The sequence below is a fragment of the Microvirga sp. P5_D2 genome, from assembly GCF_054049475.1.
Window position 1 is genome coordinate 1 of sequence record NZ_JBFUMH010000034.1, and the last position, 26,070, is coordinate 26,070.

General features: G+C 63.3%; 27 protein-coding genes and 1 pseudogene. 19 read left to right on the forward strand and 9 right to left on the reverse strand.

The window, feature by feature from the left end:
- From trmB to truB, 7 genes and pseudogenes are all read left to right on the forward strand, one after another.
- The coding region (gene trmB, locus ACXJKO_RS11680; protein ID WP_457091263.1) for a tRNA (guanine(46)-N(7))-methyltransferase TrmB at positions 1 to 310 on the forward strand (310 nt) is incomplete at its 5' end.
- A gap of 172 nt (positions 311 to 482) precedes the next feature.
- Positions 483 to 1,085 (forward strand): annotated as a pseudogene (gene rimP, locus ACXJKO_RS11685) (ribosome maturation factor RimP); the annotation flags it as partial.
- A gap of 36 nt (positions 1,086 to 1,121) precedes the next feature.
- Complete coding sequence (nusA, locus tag ACXJKO_RS11690; protein ID WP_457091264.1) at positions 1,122 to 2,741, forward strand: transcription termination factor NusA; 1,620 nt, start codon at positions 1,122 to 1,124, stop codon at positions 2,739 to 2,741.
- 32 nt (positions 2,742 to 2,773) lie between these two features.
- Positions 2,774 to 3,445 (forward strand): RNA-binding protein, encoded by a 672-nt coding sequence (locus tag ACXJKO_RS11695; RefSeq protein WP_457091265.1) that lies wholly within the window; start codon positions 2,774 to 2,776, stop codon positions 3,443 to 3,445.
- Positions 3,442 to 6,492 carry a translation initiation factor IF-2 gene (infB, locus tag ACXJKO_RS11700; protein WP_457091266.1) on the forward strand — a complete coding sequence of 1,017 codons (3,051 nt, stop codon included), beginning with the start codon at positions 3,442 to 3,444 and terminating at the stop codon, positions 6,490 to 6,492. Before ACXJKO_RS11695 ends, infB begins: the two co-directional genes overlap by 4 nt.
- Positions 6,493 to 6,599: 107 nt before the next feature.
- Complete coding sequence (rbfA, locus tag ACXJKO_RS11705) at positions 6,600 to 7,028, forward strand: 30S ribosome-binding factor RbfA (RefSeq protein WP_457091267.1); 429 nt, start codon at positions 6,600 to 6,602, stop codon at positions 7,026 to 7,028.
- Between the two features lie 5 nt (positions 7,029 to 7,033).
- Complete coding sequence (gene truB, locus ACXJKO_RS11710) at positions 7,034 to 7,966, forward strand: tRNA pseudouridine(55) synthase TruB (RefSeq protein WP_457091268.1); 933 nt, start codon at positions 7,034 to 7,036, stop codon at positions 7,964 to 7,966.
- A 113-nt stretch (positions 7,967 to 8,079) separates the two neighbouring features.
- Here truB and ACXJKO_RS11715 read toward each other — a convergent pair whose 3' ends face one another.
- Complete coding sequence (locus tag ACXJKO_RS11715) at positions 8,080 to 8,625, reverse strand: ferritin-like domain-containing protein (RefSeq protein ID WP_457091269.1); 546 nt, start codon at positions 8,623 to 8,625, stop codon at positions 8,080 to 8,082.
- Positions 8,626 to 8,925: 300 nt separating this feature from the next.
- Here ACXJKO_RS11715 and rpsO point away from each other — a divergent pair, with 300 nt between their 5' ends.
- On the forward strand, positions 8,926 to 9,195 hold the full coding sequence (rpsO, locus tag ACXJKO_RS11720) for a 30S ribosomal protein S15 (protein WP_457091270.1): 270 nt from the start codon (positions 8,926 to 8,928) through the stop codon (positions 9,193 to 9,195).
- Positions 9,196 to 9,480: 285 nt separating this feature from the next.
- On the forward strand, positions 9,481 to 11,655 hold the full coding sequence (gene pnp, locus ACXJKO_RS11725; RefSeq protein WP_457091271.1) for a polyribonucleotide nucleotidyltransferase: 2,175 nt from the start codon (positions 9,481 to 9,483) through the stop codon (positions 11,653 to 11,655).
- Between the two features lie 147 nt (positions 11,656 to 11,802).
- On the opposite strand, the gene ACXJKO_RS11730 is transcribed toward pnp, so the two are convergent.
- The 3 genes from ACXJKO_RS11730 to ACXJKO_RS11740 all read right to left on the reverse strand — a co-directional run bounded on the left by ACXJKO_RS11730 (position 11,803) and on the right by ACXJKO_RS11740 (position 15,324).
- Positions 11,803 to 12,372 carry a hypothetical protein gene (locus ACXJKO_RS11730; RefSeq protein WP_457091272.1) on the reverse strand — a complete coding sequence of 190 codons (570 nt, stop codon included), beginning with the start codon at positions 12,370 to 12,372 and terminating at the stop codon, positions 11,803 to 11,805.
- Between the two features lie 246 nt (positions 12,373 to 12,618).
- A complete protein-coding gene (locus ACXJKO_RS11735) occupies positions 12,619 to 14,319 on the reverse strand; it encodes an adenylate/guanylate cyclase domain-containing protein (RefSeq protein WP_457091273.1) in 1,701 nt (566 codons plus the stop codon).
- 66 nt (positions 14,320 to 14,385) lie between these two features.
- On the reverse strand, positions 14,386 to 15,324 hold the full coding sequence (locus ACXJKO_RS11740) for a DMT family transporter (protein ID WP_457091274.1): 939 nt from the start codon (positions 15,322 to 15,324) through the stop codon (positions 14,386 to 14,388).
- Between the two features lie 134 nt (positions 15,325 to 15,458).
- Here ACXJKO_RS11740 and ACXJKO_RS11745 point away from each other — a divergent pair, with 134 nt between their 5' ends.
- A complete protein-coding gene (locus tag ACXJKO_RS11745) occupies positions 15,459 to 16,073 on the forward strand; it encodes a pyridoxamine 5'-phosphate oxidase family protein (protein WP_457091275.1) in 615 nt (204 codons plus the stop codon).
- A gap of 49 nt (positions 16,074 to 16,122) precedes the next feature.
- Here the strand turns inward: ACXJKO_RS11745 and ACXJKO_RS11750 are convergent, their stop codons facing one another.
- The gene (locus ACXJKO_RS11750) at positions 16,123 to 16,629 is read right to left on the reverse strand and encodes a DUF4142 domain-containing protein (protein WP_457091276.1); all 507 of its coding nucleotides are present in this window, start codon (positions 16,627 to 16,629) and stop codon (positions 16,123 to 16,125) included.
- Positions 16,630 to 16,817: 188 nt separating this feature from the next.
- On the opposite strand from ACXJKO_RS11750, the gene ACXJKO_RS11755 reads away from it, so the two are divergent.
- A complete protein-coding gene (locus ACXJKO_RS11755; RefSeq protein ID WP_457091277.1) occupies positions 16,818 to 17,168 on the forward strand; it encodes a RidA family protein in 351 nt (116 codons plus the stop codon).
- Between the two features lie 59 nt (positions 17,169 to 17,227).
- Here ACXJKO_RS11755 and ACXJKO_RS11760 read toward each other — a convergent pair whose 3' ends face one another.
- The 4 genes from ACXJKO_RS11760 to hslV form a co-directional block, all read right to left on the reverse strand.
- Positions 17,228 to 17,719, reverse strand: a complete 492-nt coding sequence (locus tag ACXJKO_RS11760) for a BA14K family protein (RefSeq protein WP_457091278.1) — start codon at positions 17,717 to 17,719, stop codon at positions 17,228 to 17,230.
- 81 nt (positions 17,720 to 17,800) lie between these two features.
- The gene (locus tag ACXJKO_RS11765; RefSeq protein ID WP_457091279.1) at positions 17,801 to 18,574 is read right to left on the reverse strand and encodes an endonuclease III domain-containing protein; all 774 of its coding nucleotides are present in this window, start codon (positions 18,572 to 18,574) and stop codon (positions 17,801 to 17,803) included.
- Between the two features lie 184 nt (positions 18,575 to 18,758).
- A complete protein-coding gene (hslU, locus tag ACXJKO_RS11770) occupies positions 18,759 to 20,069 on the reverse strand; it encodes an ATP-dependent protease ATPase subunit HslU (RefSeq protein WP_457091280.1) in 1,311 nt (436 codons plus the stop codon).
- Positions 20,066 to 20,596, reverse strand: coding sequence for an ATP-dependent protease subunit HslV (hslV, locus tag ACXJKO_RS11775; protein WP_457091307.1), 531 nt, complete (start codon positions 20,594 to 20,596; stop codon positions 20,066 to 20,068). The genes hslU and hslV overlap by 4 nt, the downstream gene beginning before the upstream one ends.
- Before the next feature lie 220 nt (positions 20,597 to 20,816).
- Between hslV and ACXJKO_RS11780 the strand changes: the two genes are divergently transcribed.
- From ACXJKO_RS11780 to ACXJKO_RS11815, 8 genes are all read left to right on the forward strand, one after another.
- The gene (locus ACXJKO_RS11780) at positions 20,817 to 21,182 is read left to right on the forward strand and encodes an ArsR/SmtB family transcription factor (RefSeq protein ID WP_457091281.1); all 366 of its coding nucleotides are present in this window, start codon (positions 20,817 to 20,819) and stop codon (positions 21,180 to 21,182) included.
- Positions 21,179 to 21,724 carry an SRPBCC family protein gene (locus tag ACXJKO_RS11785; protein ID WP_457091282.1) on the forward strand — a complete coding sequence of 182 codons (546 nt, stop codon included), beginning with the start codon at positions 21,179 to 21,181 and terminating at the stop codon, positions 21,722 to 21,724. Before ACXJKO_RS11780 ends, ACXJKO_RS11785 begins: the two co-directional genes overlap by 4 nt.
- Positions 21,725 to 21,994: 270 nt before the next feature.
- Positions 21,995 to 22,582: an imidazoleglycerol-phosphate dehydratase HisB gene (gene hisB, locus ACXJKO_RS11790; protein ID WP_457091308.1), complete on the forward strand. Its 588-nt coding sequence runs from the start codon at positions 21,995 to 21,997 to the stop codon at positions 22,580 to 22,582.
- A gap of 66 nt (positions 22,583 to 22,648) precedes the next feature.
- Positions 22,649 to 23,137 carry a DUF2628 domain-containing protein gene (locus ACXJKO_RS11795; RefSeq protein WP_457091283.1) on the forward strand — a complete coding sequence of 163 codons (489 nt, stop codon included), beginning with the start codon at positions 22,649 to 22,651 and terminating at the stop codon, positions 23,135 to 23,137.
- Positions 23,134 to 23,784, forward strand: coding sequence for an imidazole glycerol phosphate synthase subunit HisH (gene hisH, locus ACXJKO_RS11800; RefSeq protein WP_457091284.1), 651 nt, complete (start codon positions 23,134 to 23,136; stop codon positions 23,782 to 23,784). Before ACXJKO_RS11795 ends, hisH begins: the two co-directional genes overlap by 4 nt.
- The gene (gene hisA / locus ACXJKO_RS11805; protein WP_457091285.1) at positions 23,772 to 24,524 is read left to right on the forward strand and encodes a 1-(5-phosphoribosyl)-5-[(5-phosphoribosylamino)methylideneamino]imidazole-4-carboxamide isomerase; all 753 of its coding nucleotides are present in this window, start codon (positions 23,772 to 23,774) and stop codon (positions 24,522 to 24,524) included. The genes hisH and hisA overlap by 13 nt, the downstream gene beginning before the upstream one ends.
- A complete protein-coding gene (hisF, locus tag ACXJKO_RS11810) occupies positions 24,524 to 25,306 on the forward strand; it encodes an imidazole glycerol phosphate synthase subunit HisF (RefSeq protein ID WP_457091286.1) in 783 nt (260 codons plus the stop codon). The genes hisA and hisF overlap by 1 nt, the downstream gene beginning before the upstream one ends.
- Positions 25,307 to 25,345: 39 nt before the next feature.
- Positions 25,346 to 26,002 carry an aspartate/glutamate racemase family protein gene (locus ACXJKO_RS11815; protein WP_457091287.1) on the forward strand — a complete coding sequence of 219 codons (657 nt, stop codon included), beginning with the start codon at positions 25,346 to 25,348 and terminating at the stop codon, positions 26,000 to 26,002.
- Positions 26,003 to 26,070 lie beyond the last annotated feature (68 nt).

Consider the following 26,070-nt stretch of genomic DNA (forward strand, 5'->3'; position numbering starts at 1 on the left):
CGTCTACATCCTCTATCCCGACCCTTGGCCCAAGCGCCGCCAGCGCAAGCGCCGCCTGGTGTCGGACGAGATGCTCGTCGAGCTTGCCCGCGTCATGAAGCCGAGCGCCGAGCTGCGCTTTGCCAGCGACATCGACGACTACATCGGCTGGGTACTCGCCCGGGTGATGCGCTCAAAGGATTTCCGCTGGACCGCCACCCGCCCCGACGATTGGCGCAACGCTTATGAAGGCTGGCCGGGCACCCGTTATGAGGCGAAGGCGATCCGCGAGGGCCGCGTGCCGAGCTACCTGACGATGGTGCGGGTTTAAGCTATTTTCCGAAGCCGCAAGGCGGACACTTTCGAGAAGTCTTGCGTTTTTAGCCTTGTGGAGCTATATCTCTCGCCGTCAGCTCTGGTTGCAGCGTTAAGCTGCCCTTCGAGAGTGGGCCCCGCCGGGTCCGCTCTTTTTTATTGCTTGAATGCCGGAGCTTTGGAGAACCATGACGAACGAACGCGACAAGCGGCTGATTACTGAGGACGGCGTCGCCGCCCGGGTGGCTGCCATCGTCGAGCCCGTGATCGAGGATCTGGGCTTCAATCTCGTGCGCGTGAAGGTCACCGGCGAGAATGGCTGCACCGTGCAGATCATGGCCGAGCGGCCTGACGGCACCATGTTGGTGAGCGATTGCGAGACCGTCAGCCGCGCCGTTTCGCCGGTGCTGGATCTCGAAGACCCGATCTCGACCGCCTATTATCTCGAAGTCTCCTCGCCGGGCATTGACCGTCCGCTCGTGCGCATCAGCGATTTCGAGCGCTGGACCGGCCATGACGCCAAGATCGAGATGGCCGTGCCGGTGGCGGGCCGCAAGCGCTTCCGCGGTTTCCTGCGGGGCGTGGAGAACGGCGAACTCGTGATCGAATTGCCGGACGTGAAGGAAGGCCTCGAGCCCATCGCGCGCGTTCCCCTCTCGGACCTGGGTGAGGCGCGTCTGGTTCTGACCGACGACCTGGTCCGTGAATCGCTGCGCCGGGGAACCGCGCCGACCACGGACGATCTTGATGAAGACACGGACGTGGTGGAAGCGCCTGAACAGGACAACGACCCGTCCGATACGAAACCGAACTAAGGAGTGACCTCGATGGCTGTTAGCGCCAACAGGCTTGAGCTCTTGCAGATCGCCGATGCGGTCGCGCGTGAGAAGGTGATCGACAAGCAGATCGTGCTGGACGCCATGGCCGATGCCATCGCGAAGGCCGCGCGGTCGCGCTACGGCGCCGAGACCGACATCCACGCCGAGATCAACCCGAAGACCGGTGAGCTGCGCCTCGCGCGCCATCTCCTCGTGGTCGAGGACGGCGCGATGGAGAACGATTCCCGCGAGATCACTCTCTCGGAAGCCCGTTCGCGCCACAATCCGGCGGCCCAGGTCGGCGACGTGATCGCCGACACCCTGCCCCCCTTCGATTTCGGCCGCATCGCGGCGCAGTCGGCCAAGCAGGTGATCGTGCAGAAGGTGCGCGATGCCGAGCGTGACCGCCAGTACCAGGAATACAAGGACCGCATCGGCGATGTGGTGAACGGCGCCGTGAAGCGCGTCGAATACGGCAACGTGATCGTCGATCTCGGCCGTGGCGAGGCGATCATCCGCCGCGACGAGCTGATCCCGCGCGAGACGTTCCGCCCCGGCGACCGCGTCCGCGCTTATCTCTTCGACGTGCGCCGCGAGACCCGCGGCCCGCAGATCTTCCTGTCGCGCACGCATCCGCAGTTCATGTCGAAGCTCTTCGCCTCTGAAGTGCCGGAGATCTACGACGGCATCGTCACCGTGCAGGCAGTGGCCCGCGATCCCGGCTCCCGCGCCAAGATCGCCGTGATCTCGCGCGATTCCTCGATCGATCCTGTCGGCGCCTGCGTCGGTATGCGCGGATCGCGCGTCCAGGCGGTCGTCGGCGAATTGCAGGGCGAGAAGATCGACATCATTCCGTGGTCCCCCGATCAGGCGACCTTCATCGTCAACGCGCTCCAGCCGGCCGAGGTCGTGAAGGTGGTGCTCGACGAGGAAGCCGACCGCATCGAAGTGGTGGTGCCCGACGATCAGCTCTCGCTCGCCATCGGCCGTCGCGGCCAGAACGTGCGTCTGGCTTCGCAGCTCACCGGCTGGGACATCGACATTCTCACCGAGGCCGAAGAATCCGAGCGCCGTCAGAAGGAATTCGCCGAGCGCACCGATCTCTTCATGAACGCCCTCGACGTGGACGAGGTGGTGGGCCAGCTGCTCGCTTCCGAAGGCTTCCGCTCTGTCGAGGAAATCGCCTACGTGGATGCCGGCGAAGTGGCTTCCATCGAAGGCTTCGACGAGGACACCGCCGGCGAGATCCAGGAACGCGCCCGCGAATATCTGGCTCGCATCGAGGCCGAGAACGAGGCACGCCGCACGGAGCTGGGCGTCGAGGACGACCTGAAGGAGATCGACGGCGTCACCACGGCCATGCTTGTGGCCTTTGGCGAGAACGACATCAAGAATGTCGAGGACCTGGCCGGCTGCGCCACCGACGATCTCGTCGGCTGGACGGAAGGCAAGGGCGCCGAGGCGACTCGTTACAAGGGCGCTCTCGACGGCTTCGATGTGTCGCGGGCCGAGGCCGAGTCGATGGTCATGGCAGCCCGCGTGAAGGCCGGCTGGATCGAGGCGCCGGAAGAGGTGGTGGAGACCGAGGAATCGGCCGATGAGGCCGAGACCGAGGCTCAACCGTCTTAACCCCCGGTTATGGCAAAGCGAGGTCAGCACCAGTGCCGCGGCATGAACCGGAGCGCACCTGCATCATTACCCGCGAGGCGCAAGGCCCCGCGGGACTGATCCGCTTTGTCCTCGGGCCCGACAGCCAAGTCGTGCCCGATCTGCGTCATAAGCTTCCGGGCCGCGGCGTCTGGGTCACGGCCCGCCGCGACATGGTAGAGCAGGCGGTCAAGCGCCGCCTTTTCTCCCGCGCCTTCAAGACCGAGGCCAAGGCCTCCGAGACCCTGCCCGACGACATCGAGCGCGTGCTCCGGGACGATTTGCGGCAGGGTCTGGCGCTCGCCAATAAGGCGGGCAACGTCATCACCGGCTTCCAGAAAGTCGAGTCGGCTATCACGGATAAACCCATCGTTGCCCTTATTCATGCCGCAGAGGCGGCCGAAGATGGGCGAAGAAAATTGGCGAACCCGTTGCGAAAACGCCTCGGCGAGGCAATATCTAGCTTTCCGGTCATCCAAGTATTGTCGATTGACGAATTGGATTTGGCATTAGGCCGGTCTCATGTGATACATGCTGCCCTCGTCGCGGGCGCTGGGAGCGACGGCTTTCTGAACCGCTGGCATCGCTACCGCACCTATTGCGGCGCCGATGCCAATCCATCTGGCCTCGATTTCGAGACCGGCGAACCCACGATTTTGAAACCCGCAGGAACTGAGGCGGAATGACTGATACCAAAAACCAGGGCGACAAGACGCTCCATGTGTCGCCCAAGACGCTGTCGCTGAAGCGCCCCGTCGAGCAAGGCACGGTGCGCCAAAGCTTCTCCCATGGCCGCTCGAAGGCGGTCGTGGTCGAGACAGTCAAGCGTCGCCCTGCCGTTGGCCCCACGGGGGCCAAGGATGAAAAGCCGGCAACCCCGCAGGCTGCAGCACCCGTTGCCGCGCCGAAGGCGCCTGCCCCGGCGCCAAAGCCCGCAGCCCCCGCGCAGGACCGACGCCCGCAGCGCTCCGGTGGCTCCTCCTCCAATGCGCCCCGCTCCGGTGTGGTTCTGCAGACGCTGTCCGATCAGGAACGCGACGCCCGCATGAACGCCCTGGTCGATGCCCGTCGCCGCGACGAGGAAGACCGCAAACGTCAGGCCGAGGAAGCTGTCCGCCGTACCGAGCGTGAAGCTGCCGAAGCACAGGACCGTGCTGCGGCCGAAGCCCGCAAGAACGAGGAAGACGAGCGCCGCCGTCAGGAAGCCGAGCACAAGCGCCGTGCCGAGGAAGAGGCCCGCCGTCGCCTTGGCGATGCAGCCGCTCCGGCACTCGCACAGGCTCGCGACCGTGATCGTGCCCCGGCTCCGCGCCAGGATGGCCCGCGCTCCGAGGGACGCCCCGGCGGCTTCCGCCAGGATGGCCCGCGCGGCGACGCTCCCCGCGGCGATGGCCCGCGCTCCGGCGGTTTCCGTTCCGATGGCCCGCGTGGCGATGCCCCCCGTTCCGGTGGCTTCCGCTCCGATGCTCCTCGCGGTGAAGGCCGTCCCGGCGGTTTCCGCTCGGAAGGTGGTCCGCGTGGCGAAGGTCGTCCCGGCGGCTTCCGTTCCGATGGCCCGCGTGAAGGACGCCCTGGCGGCTTCAGCGGCCCCCGCAGCGGAGGCGGCACCACAGGTGGCCGTCCGCCGAGCCTGAACCATATGGCACGCCCCGCGGCTCCGGCGATTCCGGATCCGTCGACGGCCAAGCCCAATACCCGCACCGCTGCGCCGGTCGCGACCCGTGGTCCCGCCGTCGAGATCGACGATGATGAGGCACCGCGCACGGTTCGCCGTCCCGGCACTCCGGCGAAGCCGGTTGCCGCTCCGAAGACGCCCAAGGCTGCTCCCGGCGAAGAACGCCGTCGTGGCCGCCTGACGCTTGCAACGGCGACCTCGGGCGACGACGAGCGCACCCGCTCGCTCGCGGCCTTCCGCCGCCGCAACCAGCGTCTGATGGGCCACCGCCAGGTGGAGCAGAAGGAAAAGATCGCCCGTGAGGTGATCGTTCCTGAGACGATCACCATCCAGGAGCTCGCCAACCGCATGTCGGAGCGCGCCGTGGACGTGATCAAGTTCCTGATGAAGCAGGGACAGATGCACAAGATCACCGACGTGATCGATGCCGATACCGCGCAGCTCGTCGCGGAAGAGCTCGGCCACACGGTGAAGCGCGTTGCGGAATCGGACGTCGAGGAAGGCCTGTTCGACACCCCGGATACGGACGAGAACCTCACGTCCCGTCCCCCGGTGGTCACCATCATGGGCCACGTCGATCACGGCAAGACCTCGCTGCTCGACGCGATCCGCAAGACCAACGTGGTTTCCGGCGAAGCCGGCGGCATCACGCAGCATATCGGCGCCTATCAGGTGACCTCGCCGCTCGGCGGCAAGATCACCTTCATCGACACCCCCGGCCACGCCGCCTTCACCGCCATGCGCGCCCGCGGCGCCAAGGTGACGGACATTGTCGTGCTCGTGGTGGCGGCCGATGACGGCGTCATGCCCCAGACCATCGAGGCGATCAACCACGCCCAGGCGGCCGGCGTGCCGCTGATCGTGGCGATCAACAAGGTGGACAAGCCCGACGCGAACCCGCAGCGGGTGCGCACCGAGCTGCTCCAGCATTCGATCGTCGTGGAATCCATGGGTGGCGAAACCCTCGAATTCGAGGTGTCCGCCAAGACGGGCCAGGGTCTCGAAACCCTGCTCGAAGGTCTCCAGCTCCAGGCCGAAATTCTCGACCTGAAGGCTAACTCGGAGCGTTCCGCCGAAGGCACCGTCATCGAAGCCAAGCTCGATCGCGGTCGCGGTCCGGTGGCGACCGTTCTCGTCCAGCGCGGCACGCTGCATACCGGCGACATCGTGGTGGCCGGCGCCGAATGGGGCCGCGTGCGCGCGCTGATCAACGATCTGGGCGCCAACGTGAAGGAAGCCGGTCCCTCGGTTCCGGTCGAGGTTCTGGGCTTCAACGGCACTCCGGAGGCGGGCGACCGCGTCGCGGTGGTCGAATCCGAAGCCCGTGCCCGCGAAGTCACCGAGTACCGCACACGCCAGAAGCGCGAACGTCAGGCCGCCCGCATGGGTTCGGCCGGACGCACGCTCGCCGACATGATGCGCGACCTGAAGGCCGGAGCCGGCCGCAAGGAATTCCCGCTCGTGGTTCGTGCGGACGTGCAGGGCTCGGCGGAAGCCATCGCCGGTGCTCTCGACAAGATCGGCAACGAGGAAGTGGGCGCCCGCATCATCCAGACCGGCGTCGGCGGTATCTCCGAATCCGACGTCACGCTGGCGGAAGCATCCGGTGCGATCATCCTCGGCTTCAACGTGCGCGCCCATAAGGAAGCACGCGAGGCGGCCGAGCGCGCCGGCATCGAGATCCGCTACTACAACATCATCTACGATCTCGTGGATGACGTGAAGGCGGCGATGTCCGGACTGCTCGCTCCGACGCTGCGCGAAGAGCGGCTCGGCGAGGCGCAGATCCTCGAGGTGTTCAACGTGTCCAAGGTCGGCAAGATCGCAGGCTGCCGCGTCCTCGACGGCGTGGTCCAGCGCGGCGCTCATGTCCGCCTCATCCGCGACAACGTGGTCATCCACGAAGGCAAGCTGTCTCAGCTCAAGCGCTTCAAGGACGATGCCCGCGAGGTCACCTCGGGCCAGGAATGCGGTATGTCCTTCGAGAACTACCAGGACATGCGCGCAGGCGACTTGATCGAGTGCTACCGCGTCGAGGAAGTGAAGCGCTCGCTCTGATCCGCTTCGCGCCTGATCCATCAGGTCTGAAACATTCATCATCGTGGCCGGGTTATTCCCGGCCACGATTTTTTTGAAGGATCCGGTCCGATCCCGGAGAAATGACAATGGCAAAACGTTTCGAACAAACCACCGGCCCCTCGCAGCGCCAGCAGCGCGTGGCCGAAATCATCCGTCATGCTCTGGCCGAGGTGCTCTCCCGCGGTGACTTGCAGGACGACGTGCTGACGAGGAACGTCATCACGATCCCCGAAGTGCGCATGTCGCCGGATCTCAAGCTCGCCACTGCCTATGTCATGCCGCTCGGCGGCAAGGACGAGGATGCGGTGATCAAGGCGCTGGAGAAGAACAAGAAGCACCTGCGCCAGGAAGTCGCCCGCCGGGTGAACCTGAAATTCGCGCCCGATCTGCGCTTCCGCCGCGACGAGAGCTTCGACGAGGCCGCGCGCATCGACGCGCTGCTGCGCTCCGAGCGAGTTGCCCGCGACACCGGCAAGCCCGGTCTCGATGTGTCCGACGACGACAACGACGAGTGAGATCGATGACTGAAGAACGTCCCGAAGATCGCTCTCCCCGTCGTCCGCAGGGCGACCGTCCGAAGAAGCGCGACGTGAACGGCTGGATCATTCTCGACAAAGGCGTCGGCATGACCTCGACGCACGCAGTCGCGGTGGTCAAGCGTGGGCTCTCTGCCAAGAAAGCGGGCCATGCCGGCACGCTCGATCCCCTCGCCTCCGGCATCCTGCCGATTGCGCTGGGTGAAGCCACCAAGACCGTGCCGTTCATCATGGACGGGCGAAAGTCTTATGTGTTCACCGTCGCCTGGGGCGCGGAAACCAACACGGATGACACCGAAGGCGATATCGTCGAGCAGACGGACAAGCTGCCGGAGCCGTCCGAGATCGAGGCGCTGCTGCCGAGCTTTACCGGCTCCATCCAGCAGGTGCCGCCGCRCTTTTCGGCCATCAAGATCCAGGGCGAGCGCGCCTACGACCTCGCTCGCGATGGCGAGGTGGTGGAGTTGCAAGCGCGGACCGTGGAGATCGACCGCCTCACCCTCGTCCACCACGACGGCAACCGCTCCATCATCGAGGCCGATTGCGGCAAGGGCACCTATGTGCGCGCCATCGCCCGCGATCTTGGTCGCACGCTCGGTTGCCTCGGCCATATCGCGGCGCTCCGCCGTACCCGCGTAGGACCCTTCAGCGAACATGATGCAGTGACGGTGGACGATCTCGCCACCAACGCCGCCGCTTTGCGTCCCGTGGAAACGGCTCTCGACGAGATCCCGTCCGTCGCCGTCAGCCGCGACATGGCCACCCGCCTCATGCGCGGCCAATCCATTATCCTGCGCGGCCGCGATGCTCCGTTGTCCGGCAAGGCCTACGCCACCTGCAACGGGGTGTTGGTCGCAGTCGGCGACGTGGAACGCGGCGAGTTGGTGCCGCACCGGGTGTTCAATCTGGGAGCCTAAAACACGTTATCCCGGGGCTGCGCAGCAGAACCCGAGATCGTTCGATGAGAGTGGCACTTAATTCTGGTGACGATCCCGGATCGGCTTTCGCCGTCCAGGATGACACTCAGGAATTACCGATCCGCTTTCAGCCCCTGCGCTTCCCTCGTCAGGTATTTCAAGGTGATCGTCTCGATCGAGTCGTAGATCAGCTGAGCGGTCTTTTCCTCTTCGCCCAGGCTCTCCTGGAGGGCCGGAATAAACTTCCGGTAGCCGGAGGCCTCGGCCATGGCGATGAGGGACTTGTAGGACGCGATCTCGAAATTCTCGAAGGCGTGGTTGGCGAAGGTGTTCTTCAGAACCTCGTCCGCCATCGGCATGTGGCCGGCGGCGGCCATGTTGGCCATGAACTGGGTCGCCATGTCCTTCAGGAGCGAGCGGTCCTCGCCGAAGGTATGCAGAATCTCGTCGAGGCGGCGCACCTGATCCTCGGTCTCGCGCAAATGGGTGCGTAGGAGATCCGAGATTTCCGGGTAGTTCTCGAAGCGCTCGAGCTGGCGGCTCATGAGCTGGATGGCTTCCTTCTCGACGGCATGGGCGTTCTGAAGGCCGGTGACGAAGATGTTCTTGACGGTCTCGTTGGACGCAAGGTCCAGCGTGCCTGCGGTGGGTGCAGCCATGGTATCGGTTTCCTGTCGTGAGGGTTCTCGCTCACCAACAATGGCCGCCGGGACTTGTTCCGAAGAACTTGGCCGAACCGGCCATCCCATTGTCCCGCTTGGCAAAAATGATTTCTCTGGCACTCCGCCACAATTGGTGTATGGTGCGCCCGCTTTGAGAGGCCTTGAGCCCTCAAGGTCGTCACGGATTTGAAGACCGCGCTGGACGACATCCCGGCCCGGCCTTTCCCGGACGAACTCGACCTGACGGCCTTCCAAGGCCAAGGTCATCACGAACAAGCAAACCTGAAAGGATATGCGATGTCGATTACTGCTGAGCGCAAGACTGCGCTCGTGAATGAATTCGCGCAGAAGGCTGGCGATACGGGCTCCCCTGAGGTGCAGGTCGCCATTCTCACCGAGCGGATCAACAACCTGACCGGTCACTTCAAGACTCACGCCAAGGACAACCACTCCCGTCGTGGCCTCCTGAAACTCGTGTCGTCGCGCCGTTCGCTTCTCGACTATCTGAAGAAGAAGGACGAGAGCCGCTACCGCACGCTGATCGAGAAGCTCGGCATCCGCCGCTAAGCTTTTTTGAAAACTTCCGTCCGGAGCATGGCTCCGGACGGCTTTCCGGGCCGATTGCAAAAATCGCCCGGACCTCCGAACGGATCGGGCAAACGACCCGAAAGGTTCGCTCCGGCGCTGGTCAAGACAGGAAATGTCCCCGCGCCTTATCGAGGAGACGGACGACGCGATGACCATGGCAGGATCGCAAGAGGCTTGGAACGGCGGCATGCTCCGCCTGCAGAGCCTCTTGCCGTCTTGCTCATGGCATCGAGCCCCCGCTCCTGCTGTCATGAAAGACGAAACATGTTCGATACACAACGCGAAGAACTGATCTGGGGTGGGCGCAAGCTCACGCTCGAAACCGGCCGCATGGCCCGCCAGGCCGATGGCGCCGTGGTCGCCACCTATGGTGAGACCACCGTGCTCGCCACCGTCGTTTCGGCCAAGGAGCCGAAGCCCGGCTTCGACTTCTTCCCGCTCACGGTGAACTACCAGGAGCGCGCCTACGCCGCCGGTCGCATTCCGGGCGGCTACTTCAAGCGCGAAGGCCGTCCGAGCGAGAAGGAGACCCTGGTCTCCCGCCTCATCGACCGCCCGATCCGCCCCCTCTTCGTCGAGGGCTACAAGAACGACACCCAGGTCGTCGTGACCGTGCTCTCGCACGATCTCGAGAACGATCCTGACATCGTCGGCATGGTGGCCGCTTCCGCTGCCCTCACGCTCTCCGGCGTGCCCTTCATGGGCCCCGTGGGCGCTGCCCGCGTCGGTTATATCGGCGGCCAGTACAAGCTGAACCCGCCGCTGCAGGAAATGGAAGAGACCGTCCTTGACCTCGTCGTCGCCGGAACGGCCGACGCGGTTCTGATGGTCGAGTCGGAAGCCAAGGAACTGCCGGAAGACGTGATGCTCGGCGCCGTGATGTTCGGCCACAAGCACTTCCAGCCGGTGATCGAAGCCATCATCCGCCTCGCCGAGAAGGCCGCCAAGGAGCCGCGCGATTACCAGCCGGCCGACCTGTCCGATGTGGAGAAGGCCGTTCTCGAGATCGCCGAGAAGGACCTGCGCGAAGCCTACAAGCTCACCAAGAAGCAGGACCGCTACGCCGCCGTCGACGCCGTGAAGGCGAAGGTGATGGCCGAGCTGCTTCCCGCCGACGGCGAGCCCAAGTTCGAGCCCGAGAAGGTCAAGGCTGCCTTCAAGGAAGTGCAGGCCAAGGTCGTGCGCTGGAATATCCTCGACACCGGCTCCCGCATCGACGGCCGCGATCTCAAGACCGTGCGCTCGATCGTCTCCGAAGTCGGCGTTCTGCCCCGCACCCACGGCTCGGCCGTGTTCACCCGCGGCGAGACGCAGGCCCTCGTGGTTGCCACCCTCGGCACCGGCGAGGACGAGCAGTACATCGACCAGCTCGAAGGCACCCGCAAGGAAACCTTCCTGCTGCACTACAACTTCCCGCCCTACTCCGTCGGTGAGACGGGCCGCATGGGCTCGCCCGGCCGCCGCGAAATCGGCCACGGCAAGCTCGCTTGGCGCGCCATCCACCCGATGCTGCCGGTAGCCCACGACTTCCCCTACACGATCCGCGTCGTGTCGGAGATCACCGAGTCGAACGGCTCCTCCTCCATGGCCTCCGTCTGCGGCGCTTCGCTGGCGCTGATGGATGCGGGTGTTCCGCTTCGCCGTCCGGTGGCGGGCATCGCCATGGGCCTCATCCTCGAGGGTGAGCGCTACGCGGTCCTGTCCGACATTCTCGGCGACGAGGATCACCTCGGCGACATGGACTTCAAGGTGGCCGGCACCGATCAGGGCATCACCTCGCTCCAGATGGACATCAAGATCGCCGGCATCACGGAAGAGATCATGCGTGTCGCGCTCGATCAGGCCAAGGGCGGCCGCGCGTACATTCTCGACGAGATGAACAAGGCCCTCACCGCTCCGCGCGCCGAACTCGGCGAGCATGCCCCGCGCATCGAGACCATGCAGATCCCGGTCGACAAGATCCGCGAAGTCATCGGTTCGGGCGGCAAGGTCATCCGCGAGATCGTGGAGAAGACCGGCGCGAAGATCGACATCAACGACGACGGCCTCATCAAGATCGCCTCCGCCGACGGCAAGTCGATCAAGGCCGCCTATAACTGGATCCGCTCCATCGTCGCCGAGCCCGAGGTCAATGTGATCTATGAAGGCACGGTGGTGAAGGTGATGGAGTTCGGCGCCTTCGTGAACTTCTTCGGTTCCCGCGACGGCCTCGTGCACATCTCGGAGCTCGCCAAGAACCGCGTCGGCAAGGTGACCGACGTCGTCAAGGAAGGCGACAAGGTGAAGGTGAAGTTCCTCGGCATGGACGAGCGCGGCAAGGTCCGTCTCTCCATGAAGGTCGTGAACCAGGAAACCGGCGAAGATATCACCGAGCAGCTCAAGGCCGAGCGCGACGCCGAAAAGGCCCAGCGCGACCAGCAGAAAGCTGCCGGCGAGTAACTGCGTTAAGCCTGACTAAGAACAAAGAAGGCGCGGCTCAGGCCGCGCCTTTTTCTTTGCCAAATCCAAGGAGCAAGCCTTCGACCTACTCATAACTTATCTAGTAGTAGGCTTTTGACTAGGCAGCCTCTGGACCAATGTTACGATTTATAACAATAGTAGAATGCTTCGAACTATTAGATAAACTGCAGTAAAAACTCCGGCCAGCATGAATATCAAGGCGCTGATGTTAACCCACATAGGCYAAACTCGTTGTGCGATCATCCTTATCTGCTGGGCCTTACCATTGTTGAAGCGCACATAAGTTACATCAGGGACGCTGCCTTCGATTGTTAGCAGTACGAAATTGACGAATTCCTTTGGGTTTAAAGTAGAAAACTTGATAATGAAGCGCCCATCCGGATTGGTGTGCTGATCGAAGTGCAAATGCGGAAATATCTCAAAATGCTCCGGTTTCCAGTTGAAGGTTATCTCTAGGTTTTCAACTGCAGCGCGTCCTGAGCTTTGGAAAGTCAAATTTCTCGTTTGGATACTGATTTTCCTGTCAGGAGCAGTCTCCATCAAAAAATGATTTCTGCTGGTCTCTCCCCAGATCACCCGCGCTTTAGGCGAGAGGATGCGTAGCACTACAAAACCAACAACGGAAAATGCTGAGGCCAATACAACGGCCATTAGCTCGTTGCTTTGATTGATCCTGTCCAGAAAAGTGGAAAGCACTAATTCAGTCCTCGACTGCTTCCAAGAAAATCTTTGCAAGTTTGTGAGGCATGTAACTCACGTCTATGCAACTTAAAACCCAAATGCTGAGAAATCTGGCCTTAGTAGGAGTAACAGTCAGGAGGAACGGGACCTTATCACCAGAAAAAGAGTAAGCTGCATAAGATGCCGAAAGTGATGTTAGTCTCTGCAACGATCACAGCGCTTTAAGCGAAAAACTGCGGCCGGTATTCATAAGCAGTTATATTACTGCCTCTCCAGCCCGCTCACCTCCGGAATGATCCAGCTGTCCAGCGGCGCCGCCCTGCCCCGGATCATCACTGTCTGGCGCTCATGTTGCGAGAGGTCGAGGCCGGCGCGGGTGGCAAGGTGTTCGGAGATCACCAGTTCGACGTCGAGCTCCTTGGCGAGGCCCTCCAGGCGGCTTGCGGCGTTGATGGTATCGCCCACGGCGGTGAGGCTGGTCGCCTGGCCGTAGCCCATTTCGCCGACGATGGCGGGGCCTGCATGGAGGCTCATGGCGATCTTGAGYGGGTGTTCGAATTCGGTTGAGTAATCGGCGTTGAGGTCGGCGAGGCCCGCATGAATGCGGCGGGCGGCGTCCACGGCCTGACGGGCTGCTTCCTCGGATGAGGCTTTGAGGCCGAAGAGGGCAAGCACGCCGTCGCCCACGAACTTGTCGATATAGCCGCCGGCATCCTCCACGGATTCGCCCACCACCTCGAAATAGCGGTTGAGGATGAAGACCGTGTCGAAGGGCAGGCGGCGTTCGGCGAGGCTCGTGAAGCCGCGCAGGTCGCAGAACAGAACCGCGATCTCCCGCTCCTGACCCTGCGCCCGGCCGGCGCTCACAAGCGGCGTCAGGCCGTTGCGGCCCGCCGAGAGGATCGGCACCACCGACACATCGTGGGTAGGCCTGAACTGGCAGGCGAGGCGCACATGCGGCCCCGCCTTGATGCGGTTGAGTGTTGCCTGCTCCTGCGGTGACGGTGGCGGATCTCTGTGGTGACCGTCGATCACCCRCACCCGGCAGGTGGAGCAGCGGCCGCGCCCGCCGCACACGGAGATATGCGGAATGCCCGCGATGCGGCTCGCCTCCAGCACGCTGAAGCCGATGGGCACGGTGGCGGTCTGATTGTTGGGATAGGAAATCCGCACCCGCCGCTTGAACAGCATGCCACTGCGAATGCCACGGGCGAAAAGAGTCGCGCCGATGAGTCCCGTAAAGGCGGCATAGAGGCCCACATCCGCATAGGCCAGCAGGAGGGAGCCGGACTCGGGCCGCATCTCAACGGGAAAGCGCTCCGGCATCGCGGCGATTTCCCGCCCGGCTTCCGCGAAGCCGAGGAGCGCCAGCACGGGCAGGAGGATCGCCGCCGTGTAAAGGGCAAGGGCAGGGCGCGGAAACCAGGGTTTCGGGCGCAGCCAGAAATAGATGCCCAGACATCCATGGAGCCACGCCACCACCAGGGCAACGGCTTGGCGCGCGCCGATCATGGGTCGGTTGATCCAGAGATTGCGCACGACCTCCGGGTAGTCGGCCTCCCAGCCGGTGATGCTCCATTCGATACGCGTGCCGACCACATGCGAGATGATGAGGAAGGGCAGGGCCAGGCCGAGGATCAGCTGCCCCGCTTCGCGCAATGGCATGCGTAAGGTGCGCCGCCAGTAGAGCGCATAGAGCGCCAGCAGGAAATGCAGCAGCAGCGAGCCGTAGAGGAGGGTGGTGCCGACCGGATTTCGCCAGAGGCGGTTGAACCAGTGGCGCCCCGCCTCCATCGCCTCGACGGAGACGAGGCCGAGCGCATGATTGCTGAAATGGGTGAGCAGGAACAGCCCGAGCACGAGGCCCGAAGCCAGCCGAATCTCCCGCCATGGAATCGCGGTGCGGCCGATCGATCCCGCCCCTGTCTTGCCCTGCTCCCGCATCGGCCTCTTTTCACTCAAGGTCTGACCCCAAGGAGGGATATGGACCTCGGAAGAGTCAAATCACTATCTCTGGACTGGCGAGCCTCAAGCCTTGCGCTCGGAGAGGGTGAACCAGCCGATGCCGAGGATCACGAGGGCCGCGCCGATCCAGTCCATCCCAGTCACCGCATCGCCGAGGATCGCCATGGCGAGGATGATGGTGACCACCGGGCTCAGCATGCCGATGGTGGCATTGGCCTGGGCGGTGATCTGCTTGAGCGCGGCGCTCAGGAAAAACGACGGCAGCACCGTCGCGCCGAAGGCGAGGGCTAGGCCTAAACCCCATAAAGTCGGTGAGACGAAGATCGCCTGGATGGGATGCGTGACCAGGAATTGCAGGATCACGGCTACGCCCGCTGCGCCCATGGCGACGCAGGTGAAAAGCTGCGGCCCAACCCGCATGATCAGCGGCTTGGCGAAGAGCTGATAGAGCGCGAAGGTTACGGCGGCGGTGAGCACATAGAGCGCGCCCGTCATGGTGCTCATGCCGGAGGCGGAAAGGTTTTGCGCGAAGAGAAGGCCCAGGCCCGCATAGCTCACCGCGAAGGCCACCAGCGCCTTGGGGCGGATGGGCTGCCGGAAGAAGGCTGCGCCGAACAACACCACGAAAAGCGGATAGGTGAACAGGATCAGCCGCTCGTAATGGGCGGAGATGTATTCCAGCCCCTTGAAGTCGAGATAGCTCGAGACCCAATAGCCAAGGAGGCCTACGCCGATCAGACGCAGCCACAGCCGCCCATCCGGCAATTCTGAGCCGTTGTTCTTCGCAGTTCTGAAGGCATGGAGGCCGATGACCAGATAGAAGGGCAGGGCGAGGATCATGCGCAGCGCCAGCGTCGTTTCCGCGTCGATCCCCTGCGCATAGGCGAGCTTGATGAGGATGCCCTTGGTGGCGAACAGCGTGGCTCCTGCCGCCGCCATGGCATAGCCCGCATAGGGGCGCTTGGCGGGAGCGGATGGGGACTCGATGGAGGAGGCGGTCATGACGGCAATCCTTGTCCCGACAGCCATTTCATACCGGCATCGGACACACAAGGTTTCACGATGCATCCCACCATTGCGGCGAGGGGCGGGCGGGGCTATGCCGGATCGTCCCTGAACCTTGAGAAGAGGCTTTCATGCCGGCCACGATTTCCAGCCTCACTGAGCTCGAAGCGCTTTACGACCAGCCCGCCGAGGCCTCGCTGCTCAAGGAGACGGACCGCATCATTCCCGAATACCGCGCTCTCATCGAGGCCGCGCCCTTCGCGGCGCTCGCCACGCGCGGCCCAGAGGGGCTCGATTGCTCGCCCCGCGGCGATGCGCCGGGCTTCGTACGCGTGCAGGATGAGAAAACGCTTCTGCTGCCGGACCGGCGCGGCAACAACCGCATCGATTCCCTGCGCAATATCGTGCGCGATCCGCAAGTGGCCCTGCTGTTTCTGATTCCCGGCATCGGCGAGACCCTGCGCGTAAACGGGCGCGCCGTGATCAGCGTGGAGCCTGCCCTGCTCGAAAGCTTCACTGTTGATGGCAAGGCACCGAAATCCGTCATCGCGATCACGGTCGATGCGGTCTTTTTCCAATGCGCCCGCGCGATCCTGCGCTCGGAACTGTGGAATCCGCAGAAGCATGTGGTGCGCAATACGCTTCCAAGCGCCGGTCAGATCCTGGCTGCCGTAACCGCCAACCGGTTCGACGGCGAGGCCTACGACAAGGCTCTGCCGGAACGGCAGAAGACGACGCTCTACTAGAGCATCGTTCGGGCCCACACGCTGCTCCTCTAAAAGGAGACAGCATCGGCTATTGCGTCTTCGGCTGATTTTCGAGCGACTGGGCCGTCTGCAGATGCTTTTGCAGAGCAGGCAAGGTCTCGTTGGCATAGGCAGCCGCAGGATCGTTCTGCCGCTTGGCCTCCTTCTCGTATTCCGCGATATCCTTCTTGTGATCTGTGACCGCTTCCTTGATGAATGCGCGGTCGAAGGCAGCGCCCGAGAGCTTGGACAGCTTCTGGTAGGTTTCCTTCTGCTGCTTGCTAGGTTCGGTCGGCGGCGTCACGCTGAGCGAGCTTGCTACGTTCATGGCCTTTTGATTGGCTGCGGAATGATCAGTCTCAAGCAGGCGCCCGAAATCCTTCACGCCGTTGCTGCCGCCTTTCTGCTGGGCGAGTTGGCCCACAGCGACTTCCGCGAGATTTCCTTCGATTGCCTTCTTGATAAAGGTTTGGTTCGGCTGGTCCTTGGCCAAGGCATATGGCGCCCCTGTCAGGGCGGCAGCGATAGTCAGGCTTAAGATGAGAGTCCTCGACATGATGCACCTCGTCCAAGCAGATCGTATCCAGGCAAATATCACTGGATAGCGGTGAACGGGTTGGATAACGGCGCGGTTCCATGGCTGTTGAAGAGCCATGCGGATCGAAGGCATGCGGTCTCATAGGCCTTTACGATGCGTCCTCGAGCGGTCACAAGTGCAGCCGCATCGATTGGAAGGAGACCATCATGACGATTCAACGCATCAAGGCAGGCCCGCGCATGAGCGGAGCCGTCGTTCACGGCGACACGGTTTATCTCTCGGGTCAGGTGGCGAACCAGTCGGCCGGCCAGAGCGTCGCCGAGCAGACGAAGGAAATCCTGTCGATCATCGACAGCCTTCTGACGGAAGCCGGCACCGACAAGTCGAAGATCCTGATGACCAATATCTGGCTCACCGACATGAGCACGTTCCAGGAAATGAACGCCGTGTGGGATGCCTGGGTCTCCGCCGGCAACACGCCTGCCCGCGCGACCGTCGAGGCCAAGCTCGCAGCGCCTCAGTTCAAGGTCGAGATCGCCGTTATCGCAGCGAAGTAAGACGCGCATAAAAGAAGCGGGCCGAGAGGCCCGCTTCCATCATTCCGACATGCCGGATCTTACGGGCAGGAGCGGCGCACGCCGTCATAGCCCATATAGGTGCCCGAAGCCGGGTCGTACGAGCGGTAGCGCTGCGCGCAATAGGCCGAGCCGTTGCCGCCATAGGCCGGAGCGGCCTGAGCCTGCGAATTGGCGATGGCGCCGCCGATGATGGCGCCGGTCGCGAGGCCGATGGCGCCGGCTGCAGCAGCCGAGCCATAATCACGGCGGTAGTAGCCTGGACCATAGCCATAACGCGGGCCGCCACGGTAATAGCGACGCTCCACATAGCGCGGGCCGCCGCGATAATATCCACGGTCCACATGACGCGCACCACCGTTATAATAACGACGATACTGAACGTAGTCGGATTGCACCTCGCCACTTTGGACGGCGGCGACCAGCTCGCTCAGGGGCTTGGGCTGCTGCGCCGGTGCGGCGGAAACGGGAGCCGAGAGGCTCAGACCACCCAAGGCGGCGGTCGCAGCAAGAGCCAGGAACATCTTACGCATGGGGTAACTCCTCCAGGGGACGAAACACGTGAGAGGCGAACGTCTCAATTGGGAGGTCGTTCCGTTCTGCGGCTTTTTTGACTAGCCTCTCTCGCGAAAACGTGACGCGTCAGGTGTGGCGGATGGGCGTTGAGACGACCCGGACTTCGCCGGCTTTTCCTGCATGCGATGCTGCCCCGTGGGGCAGAGATCGAGCACTGCGCAACGCTCGCAGGCCGGATTGTTGAAAAAGCAGCAGCGCTGGCCGTGCAGCATCATCACCTCGTGATGATCGTAGACCTGCTGCGCATTCCAATCGGGTGGCAGAAGTGCCGACAAGGTCACATGCGATGGGCCGACCGCCAGCGAACGCGGAATGAGCCCGGTGCGCTGCGCCACCCGGTGGTGATGGCTGTCCACCGGCAGGGCTGCCTTGCGTAGGGTGGAGAAGGACAAAACTGCAGCACTGGTTTTCGGCCCGATGCCGGGAATGCTCTCGAGCCAAGCGCGCGCTTCCTGCACCGGCATATCATCGAGAAAATCGAGCGACAGCGATCCATGCCGCTCTTGTACGGCGCGCAGAACCGCTTGCAGGCGAGGGGCCTTCTGCTCGGGCCAGGTCACGCCCTGGATCGTTTCCTCGACCGCTTCGGTTGGCGCGTTCATCAGCGCGGCCCAATCCGCGTAGCGTGCCCGAAGCGCCTTGAAGGCGCGGCCCGAATCCGCGTTGCGCGTGCGATGTGAGAGAAGCGAGGACAAGAGTTCGCTTAAAGGATCGAGCCTATGGAAATAGGCAATCGGACAATTGTAGACCGTGCAGAGACGCTCGTGAATGACGAGCGCCTTGTCCTTCAGCTGCTCCAGGTCCGGATTCATGGGAACCTAAGTCGGATGCGGACTCAGTGGTTCCCTTCTCTCGGGAGCAATTCGCGCTACTAGGCTATGACACCCTCTGCCGTCATCACCGGCCTTATACCGGTGATCCCGATGGATTGAAGTGCTGCGCTTTTCGGGTCGTCATAGCCGGGACAAGCTCGGCTATGACGACGGGTGGGCGTGATTACAGAATAAACCGGCTCAGATCCGTGTTCTTCGCCAAGCTCTCCACCTCACCGCGCACGTAAGCCGCGTCGATGGTCACCGACTCGCCGGAACGGTCGGGAGCAGTGAATGAGACATCGTCCAGCACGCGCTCCAGCACCGTTTGCAGGCGGCGCGCGCCGATGTTTTCGACCGTGTTGTTCACCTCGACAGCCACCTGCGCCAGCGCGTCGATGGAATCGTCGGTGAAGACGAGTTCTACCCCCTCTGTACGCATTAGCGCGACGGATTGCTTGATGAGACTCGCCTCCGTCTCGGTGAGGATGCGGCGGAAATCCTCGACGGTGAGCGGCGAGAGTTCGACGCGGATCGGCAGGCGGCCCTGCAATTCCGGCAGCAGGTCCGACGGCTTCGACACGTGGAATGCGCCCGACGCGATAAAGAGGATATGGTCCGTCTTTACCGGCCCGTATTTCGTGGACACCGTGGTGCCTTCGATCAGCGGCAGCAGATCGCGCTGCACGCCTTCGCGCGACACGTCGGCGCCGGAACGGCCTTCGCGACCGGCGATCTTGTCGATCTCGTCGAGGAAGACGATGCCGTTGTTCTCCACTTGGCGCAGCGCCTCCTGCACGATGGCGTCCTGGTCTATCATCTTGTCGGCTTCTTCCGTCACCAGCGGCTCATAGGCCTCTTGCACCGTTGTGCGGCGCGTCTTGCGCTGGCCGCCGAAAGCCTTGCCGAACATGTCGGAGAGATTGATCGCGCCCATCGACGCGCCGGGCATTCCGGGGATTTCGAACATGGGCATGCCGCCGCCGCTCGATTGCTGGAGCTCGATCTCGATTTCCTTGTCGTCGAGTTCGTTGGCGCGCAATTTCTTGCGGAAGGAATCGCGCGTGGCGGCGCTGGAGGTGGAGCCGACAAGCGCATCGAGCACGCGCTCTTCCGCCGCGATATGCGCCTTCGCCTGAACCTGCTTGCGGCGCTCTTCCTTCACGAGGCCGATGCCGATCTCCACGAGGTCGCGCACGATCTGCTCCACGTCGCGGCCGACATAGCCGACCTCCGTGAATTTCGTCGCCTCGATCTTGATGAACGGCGCGCCCGCGAGCTTGGCGAGACGGCGGGAAATCTCCGTCTTGCCGCAGCCGGTGGGGCCGATCATCAGAATGTTTTTCGGTGCCACCTCTTCACGTAAGCTACCTTCGAGCTGCTGCCTGCGCCAGCGGTTGCGCAGGGCGATGGCGACGGCGCGCTTCGCGTCGTTCTGGCCGACGATGTAGCGGTCGAGTTCGGAAACGATTTCGCGGGGGGAGAACGTGGTCATTCGATATCCAAAGTCTCAATGACAATATTCGAGTTCGTGTAGACGCAGATCTCGGCGGCGATGTTGAGCGAACGGCGCACGATGGCTTCCGCATCCATATCGGAATCGGCAAGCGCGCGCGCAGCCGCCAGCGCATAATTGCCGCCGGAGCCGATGGCCATGATGCCGTTCTCCGGCTCCAGCACGTCGCCCGCGCCGGAGAGCAGAAGGCCCACCTCCTTGTCGGCGACAAGCATCATCGCCTCGAGCCGACGCAGGTAACGATCCGTGCGCCAATCCTTGGTGAGTTCGACGCAGGCGCGGGTGAGCTGGCCGGGATATTGCTCGAGCTTCGCTTCAAGGCGCTCGAAGAGAGTGAAGGCGTCGGCCGTGGAGCCGGCGAAGCCGCCGATCACGCCGCCCTTGGCGAGGCGGCGCACCTTCCGCGCATTGCCCTTCACCACGGTCTGGCCGAGGCTGACCTGACCATCGCCGCCGATGACGACGCGGCCGCCCTTGCGGACCATGAGGATCGTGGTGGCATGCATGCGGGGCGTGGCGTCTTCGGACACAAGGAAACTCCGGCGGGTAGAATGGAAGGCGGCTAAGGCCGCTCGAATGCCTGACTTAATCACTCACGGCGCGAAAGCAACGCGCGGATTGTGTCCGATGCACTCTCAAACCTAGGCACCGTCTCGGCTCGGGCCCTTCCAAAAACATTCAACCATTCGGTTGACTAACTTCGCGTCCTCTCATATATTTAACCACATGGTTGAATTACATGCACCCCAATTGGATACCGTCTTTCACGCCCTCGGCGACGCCACGCGTCGGCACATGCTGCGAGAGCTCTCGGGCGGCGCACGAACCGTGAGCCAACTTGCGGAGCCCTTTGAGATTTCGCTCGCCGCGGCGTCGAAGCACATCAAGACGCTGGAGCATGCGGGACTGATCCGCCGCGAGGTCCGGGGCCGCACTCATCTGTGCCATCTCGACCCCGGCCCGCTCGCCAGCGCCCATGAGTGGCTCGGCATCTACGAACGCTTCTGGACCGGCCGTCTGGATGCCCTGGACCGGCTCCTCCGCGAGGAGGATGCCCGCCAAATCCCGCCCCCAAAGGAGACTAAGTCATGAACGACCTTGCGACCCTGGACCGCTACGGCACCCTGATCGAGCCCGCGACCCTGAAGCTCCAGCGTATCCTGCCGGGCCCCGTCGAGCGCGTCTGGGATTATTTGACCAAGAGCGACCTGCGCCGCCAATGGCTGGCCGCCGGCGAGATGGACCTGAAGGTGGGCGCGCCTTTCGAACTCGTCTGGCGCAACGACGAGCTCTCCGATCCGCCAGGCCGCAGGCCCGACGGGTTTGCGGAGGAGCAGCGGATGGAAAGCCGCATCACGGAGCTCGATCCGCCGCACAAGATCGGTTTCACCTGGATCGGCAGTGGCGACGTTTCCATCGAGCTCGAATCCCTAGGCACGAAGGTGCTCCTCACCCTCACCCATCGCCGCCTGCCGGATCGCGCGACGATGCTTATGGTCGGCGCCGGCTGGCATATGCATCTCGACATCCTCGAGGCCTGCGCCTCCGGCCGGAAGCCCGATCCGTTCTGGGACGGCTGGATCCGCCTGCGGGACGAATACGACCAGCGGCTTCCGTCCGACGCGGCCGCATAGCTGCCTCAGCGTCTGGCCGATCAAGCACCGACAGCCCTCCTCACGTCATCACCGGCCTTGTGCCGGTGATCCCGATGGATTGAAGCGCAGCGCTTTTCGGATTGGGATGGCCGGGCCTGTCCCGGCCATGGCGTCGAGGGATGCATCTCTTCCTTCGTCCTTGCGAGGCAGGTCGGAAAGAGGACGCTTCCATGCATGACGTGCGGGTGGCATTTTCCCGTACATCTTGTTAGAACGCCCTCATCTCACTCTCCGCAAGGGACTTTCATGATGCGCTCCGCGAGCGTCAGCCGCCGCACCGCCGAGACCGATGTGGCCGTGTCGATTGCCCTCGATGGCACCGGCAAGGCCGAGATCTCCACCGGGGTCGGCTTTCTGGACCATATGCTTGAACTGTTCGCCCGCCACGGTCTGTTCGACCTGACCGTGAAGGTGACGGGCGACCTGCATGTGGACCAGCATCATACGACCGAGGACACGGGCATTGCGCTCGGTCAGGCTATCCTGAAGGCGCTTGGCGATAAAAAGGGCATCACCCGCTATGCGGACATCCATCTCCCGATGGATGAGACGCTGACGCGCGTCGCGCTGGATATTTCCGGCCGCCCCTTCCTGGTGTTCCGCACCACCTTCCCGACGGAGAAGATCGGCGCTTTCGACACCGAGCTGGTACGCGAGTTCTTCCAGGCCTTCGCCATCCAGGCGGGGCTGACACTCCATGTGGAGACCCTCTACGGGGAGAACAGCCACCACATCGCGGAAAGCTGCTACAAGGGGCTGGCACGGGCTTTGCGTCAGGCGGTTGCGGTGGACCCAAGGGAAGAGGGACGCGTTCCCTCCACCAAAGGTACGCTCTAAATTTAATGACGCCTGTCCGGGCGGATGAAGTCTTCACCTCACCGGACGGCCTGAGGAAACGACGCCATGACCACCTTTACCCTGCACCTCCCGCGCGATGCGCGGCCGGGTGATCCGGCCGCTTTGGAAGAAGCGGAGATCGTGAAGGACGCCTTTTCCTGGGGCGCGTTCTTCTTCACCTTCCTCTGGTTCTTCTTCCATCGCCTCTGGCTCGCCGGTTTGGGCATCCTCGTGCTCGTCTTCGCCTTCGGCACGTCCCTGGAGCTGCTCGACGTTCATCCTGTCGCCGCCACGGTCGCGGCGCTGCTGCTGCAGATCCTGATCGGCCTGGAGGCCAACAGCCTCCGCCGCTGGACACTCGCGCGCCACGGATTCGCCATCGCCGATGTGGTCACGGCCGAAGATCGCGACGAGGCGGAGGCGAAGTCCTTCGCGCGTTGGCTCGAACAGCGCCCCGCTGCGCCGCGCACTCAGGCCTCTACGCCCATTCCCTCCACCCCCAGAAGGCTCGATCCCGTGATCGGTCTCTTCCCCGATGCGGAGCGCAGCCGGTGAGCGTCGCGATTATCGATTACGGTTCCGGCAACCTGCACTCGGCTGCCAAGGCCTTCGAGCGCGCAAGCCGCGAGGCGGGCCTCGACCAGACCATCACCGTGACGTCCGATCCCGATCTCGTCGCCAAGGCCGACCGGATCGTGCTGCCGGGCGTCGGCGCCTTCGCCGATTGCCGCCGGGGCCTCGATTCCGTGCCGGGCATGGTGGAGGTGCTGCAACGCCGCGTGCATGAGGAGGGCCGCCCCTTCCTCGGCATCTGCGTGGGCATGCAGCTCATGGCGACGCGCGGGCTCGAACACACCACGAGCTACGGGCTCGACTGGATCCACGGCGACGTGAAGGCGATCACGCCGAGCGATCCCAATCTCAAGATCCCGCACATGGGCTGGAACACGCTGACACAGAGCCGTCCGCATGCGCTGCTCGATGGCATTCCCACGGGGCCCGACGGGCTGCACGCCTATTTCGTGCATTCCTACGCCCTGTCTCCCACTGATCCCAGCGATGTCATTGCCAGCGCCGATTACGGCGGTCCGGTCACGGCCATCGTCGGGCGGGACAACATCGTCGGCACGCAATTTCATCCCGAGAAAAGTCAGGCCCTCGGCCTGAAGCTCATTGCGAATTTTTTAAGGTGGCAACCGTGATTCTTTATCCTGCGATCGATTTGAAGGAAGGCCGCTGCGTTCGCCTCATTCAGGGCGACATGGATCAGGCGACTGTATTCAACGACGATCCCGCTGATCAGGCCGCGACCTTCGAGGCTCAAGGCTTCGAGTGGCTTCACGTGGTCGATCTCGACGGCGCCTTCGCGGGCAAGCCGATGAACGCCTCAGCGGTGGAAGACATTCTGAAGCGCGTGAAAATTCCCGTGCAGCTCGGCGGCGGCATTCGCGACATGAAGACCGTCGAAGGCTGGCTCGCCAAGGGTGTGACCCGCGTGATCATCGGCACCGCCGCCGTGCGCGATCCCGATTTCGTGCGTGAGGCCGCAAGGCTTCATCCGGGCAAGATCGCCGTCGGCATCGACGCGAAGGATGGCTTGGTCGCGGTTGAAGGCTGGGCGCAGACTTCGACCCTCTCGGCCGAAGAACTCGGCCGCCGCTTCGAAGATGCGGGCGTCGCCGCAATCATCTACACCGACATCGCCCGCGACGGCATTCTCAAGGGCCTCAACTTCCCGATGACCTTAGGCCTCGCCCGCGCCGTCTCGATCCCCGTAATCGCGTCGGGCGGCCTCGCCTCCATGGCCGATATCGAGCGCCTTACTCAACCCGATTGCGCCGTGCTCAACGGCGCCATTTCCGGCCGCGCGCTCTATGACGGACGCATCGACCCGGATCAGGCCCTGGCGCTGCTCCGCTCCGTGCGCAAGGAACCTGCCTGATGCTGAAAGTGCGTCTCATTCCCTGCCTCGACGTGAAGGACGGGCGCGTCGTGAAAGGCGTGCAGTTCGTTGATCTCGTCGATGCGGGCGATCCGGTGGAAGCCGCGAAAGCCTATGACGCGGCGGGCGCGGACGAACTCTGCTTCCTCGACATCACCGCGAGCGTTGAGGCGCGCGGCATCCTGCTCGATGTGGTGCAGCGGACAGCGGAAGCCTGCTTCATGCCGCTCACCGTGGGCGGCGGCGTGCGCACGGTGGAGGATATCCGCAAGCTGCTGCTCGCCGGCGCCGACAAGGTGTCGATCAACACCGCCGCTGTGAACAACCCGGATTTCGTGCGCGAGGCTTCGGAAAAATTCGGCAACCAATGCATTGTCGTCGCCATCGATGCGAAGAAGGTCTCGTCGACAAGCGAGGAACCGCGCTGGGAGATCTTCACCCATGGCGGCCGCACCGCCACCGGCATCGATGCCATCGCTTTCGCCAAGCAGGTGGCGAATCTCGGCGCGGGCGAACTCCTCGTCACCTCCATGGACCGGGACGGCACCAAGGGCGGCTATGATCTTGCGCTCGTGCGCGCCATCGCGGACGCCGTCTCCGTCCCCGTCATCGCCTCCGGCGGCGTCGGCAATCTCGATCACCTCGTCGACGGTGTCGAAAAGGGCCATGCCAGCGCGGTACTCGCAGCCTCGATCTTCCACTTTGGCACGCATACGATTTCCGAAGCGAAGGGCTACATGGCAAAGGCAGGCTTGAAGATGCGGTTGGATAAAGTTGCGTAAAACTCTACTTTAATCCTCATCTCTCAATGAGGACGGATAATGCGCATCGCATGCTTGCACACAGCCGACAGCAACATCACAGTTCTTGAGGAAGCCCGCCGCAACGCAGATTTTTCCGCCGTGCAGCTGCTTCATGAAGTGCGCGCCGAGCTTCTGGCCGAGGTGGAGCAACACAAGGGCCTCATCCCGTCCATCGAAGAAAGAACCATCAAGGCGCTTCTCGATCTGGCTGGGAAAGCGGACGCCGTGCTCTTGACCTGCTCCAGCCTCGGCCCGGTTGCTGCAAAGGCATCGGCGATGACATCGACGCCGATCCTGCGGATCGATGAAGCCTTGGCCCGCGAGGCTGCCAAAGACGGTGGAACGGTGGTGGCTTTGTGTGCCGTTGCAACGACCCTTGAGCCGACCCGCGCCCTGTTCGAGACGGCAGCGCAGGCAACCGGAGCAAGCGTTGACGTGCGTTTCGTTCCCTCGGCTTGGGATCTGTTCAAGGCCGGGCAGAGAGAAGCTTATCTCACGCTGATCGCCCAAGCGGCGGATCAGGCCTTCGGCGAGGGAATTGCCCATGTCGCCTTGGCTCAGGCTTCCATGACCGGGGCAGCGGAGCTGTGCCGGGCCGGTCGACCGCTCACAAGTCCGGGGGCCGGGTTGAAGGCGGCACTTGCCATGGCAGGGAAAAACAGTAAGGCAGCGTAAGGCAACCCAGTCGTGAAGGGGGCCCTTTGATGAGGACCACCCATGACCTCCTTCACTCTCGACAATCT

What these genes read in the sequence shown, in the direction of transcription:
- nusA (WP_457091264.1), top strand. Translation starts at nt 1,122, where the DNA reads ATGGCTGTTAGCGCCAACAGGCTTGAGCTCTTGCAGATCGCCGATGCG.
- infB (WP_457091266.1), top strand. Translation starts at nt 3,442, where the DNA reads ATGACTGATACCAAAAACCAGGGCGACAAGACGCTCCATGTGTCGCCC.
- rbfA (WP_457091267.1), top strand. Translation starts at nt 6,600, where the DNA reads ATGGCAAAACGTTTCGAACAAACCACCGGCCCCTCGCAGCGCCAGCAG.
- ACXJKO_RS11715 (WP_457091269.1), bottom strand. Translation starts at nt 8,625, where the DNA reads ATGGCTGCACCCACCGCAGGCACGCTGGACCTTGCGTCCAACGAGACC.
- rpsO (WP_457091270.1), top strand. Translation starts at nt 8,926, where the DNA reads ATGTCGATTACTGCTGAGCGCAAGACTGCGCTCGTGAATGAATTCGCG.
- pnp (WP_457091271.1), top strand. Translation starts at nt 9,481, where the DNA reads ATGTTCGATACACAACGCGAAGAACTGATCTGGGGTGGGCGCAAGCTC.
- ACXJKO_RS11740 (WP_457091274.1), bottom strand. Translation starts at nt 15,324, where the DNA reads ATGACCGCCTCCTCCATCGAGTCCCCATCCGCTCCCGCCAAGCGCCCC.
- ACXJKO_RS11745 (WP_457091275.1), top strand. Translation starts at nt 15,459, where the DNA reads ATGCCGGCCACGATTTCCAGCCTCACTGAGCTCGAAGCGCTTTACGAC.
- ACXJKO_RS11750 (WP_457091276.1), bottom strand. Translation starts at nt 16,629, where the DNA reads ATGTCGAGGACTCTCATCTTAAGCCTGACTATCGCTGCCGCCCTGACA.
- ACXJKO_RS11755 (WP_457091277.1), top strand. Translation starts at nt 16,818, where the DNA reads ATGACGATTCAACGCATCAAGGCAGGCCCGCGCATGAGCGGAGCCGTC.
- ACXJKO_RS11760 (WP_457091278.1), bottom strand. Translation starts at nt 17,719, where the DNA reads ATGCGTAAGATGTTCCTGGCTCTTGCTGCGACCGCCGCCTTGGGTGGT.
- ACXJKO_RS11765 (WP_457091279.1), bottom strand. Translation starts at nt 18,574, where the DNA reads ATGAATCCGGACCTGGAGCAGCTGAAGGACAAGGCGCTCGTCATTCAC.
- hslU (WP_457091280.1), bottom strand. Translation starts at nt 20,069, where the DNA reads ATGACCACGTTCTCCCCCCGCGAAATCGTTTCCGAACTCGACCGCTAC.
- hslV (WP_457091307.1), bottom strand. Translation starts at nt 20,596, where the DNA reads ATGCATGCCACCACGATCCTCATGGTCCGCAAGGGCGGCCGCGTCGTC.
- ACXJKO_RS11780 (WP_457091281.1), top strand. Translation starts at nt 20,817, where the DNA reads ATGGTTGAATTACATGCACCCCAATTGGATACCGTCTTTCACGCCCTC.
- ACXJKO_RS11785 (WP_457091282.1), top strand. Translation starts at nt 21,179, where the DNA reads ATGAACGACCTTGCGACCCTGGACCGCTACGGCACCCTGATCGAGCCC.
- hisB (WP_457091308.1), top strand. Translation starts at nt 21,995, where the DNA reads ATGCGCTCCGCGAGCGTCAGCCGCCGCACCGCCGAGACCGATGTGGCC.
- ACXJKO_RS11795 (WP_457091283.1), top strand. Translation starts at nt 22,649, where the DNA reads ATGACCACCTTTACCCTGCACCTCCCGCGCGATGCGCGGCCGGGTGAT.
- hisF (WP_457091286.1), top strand. Translation starts at nt 24,524, where the DNA reads ATGCTGAAAGTGCGTCTCATTCCCTGCCTCGACGTGAAGGACGGGCGC.
- ACXJKO_RS11815 (WP_457091287.1), top strand. Translation starts at nt 25,346, where the DNA reads ATGCGCATCGCATGCTTGCACACAGCCGACAGCAACATCACAGTTCTT.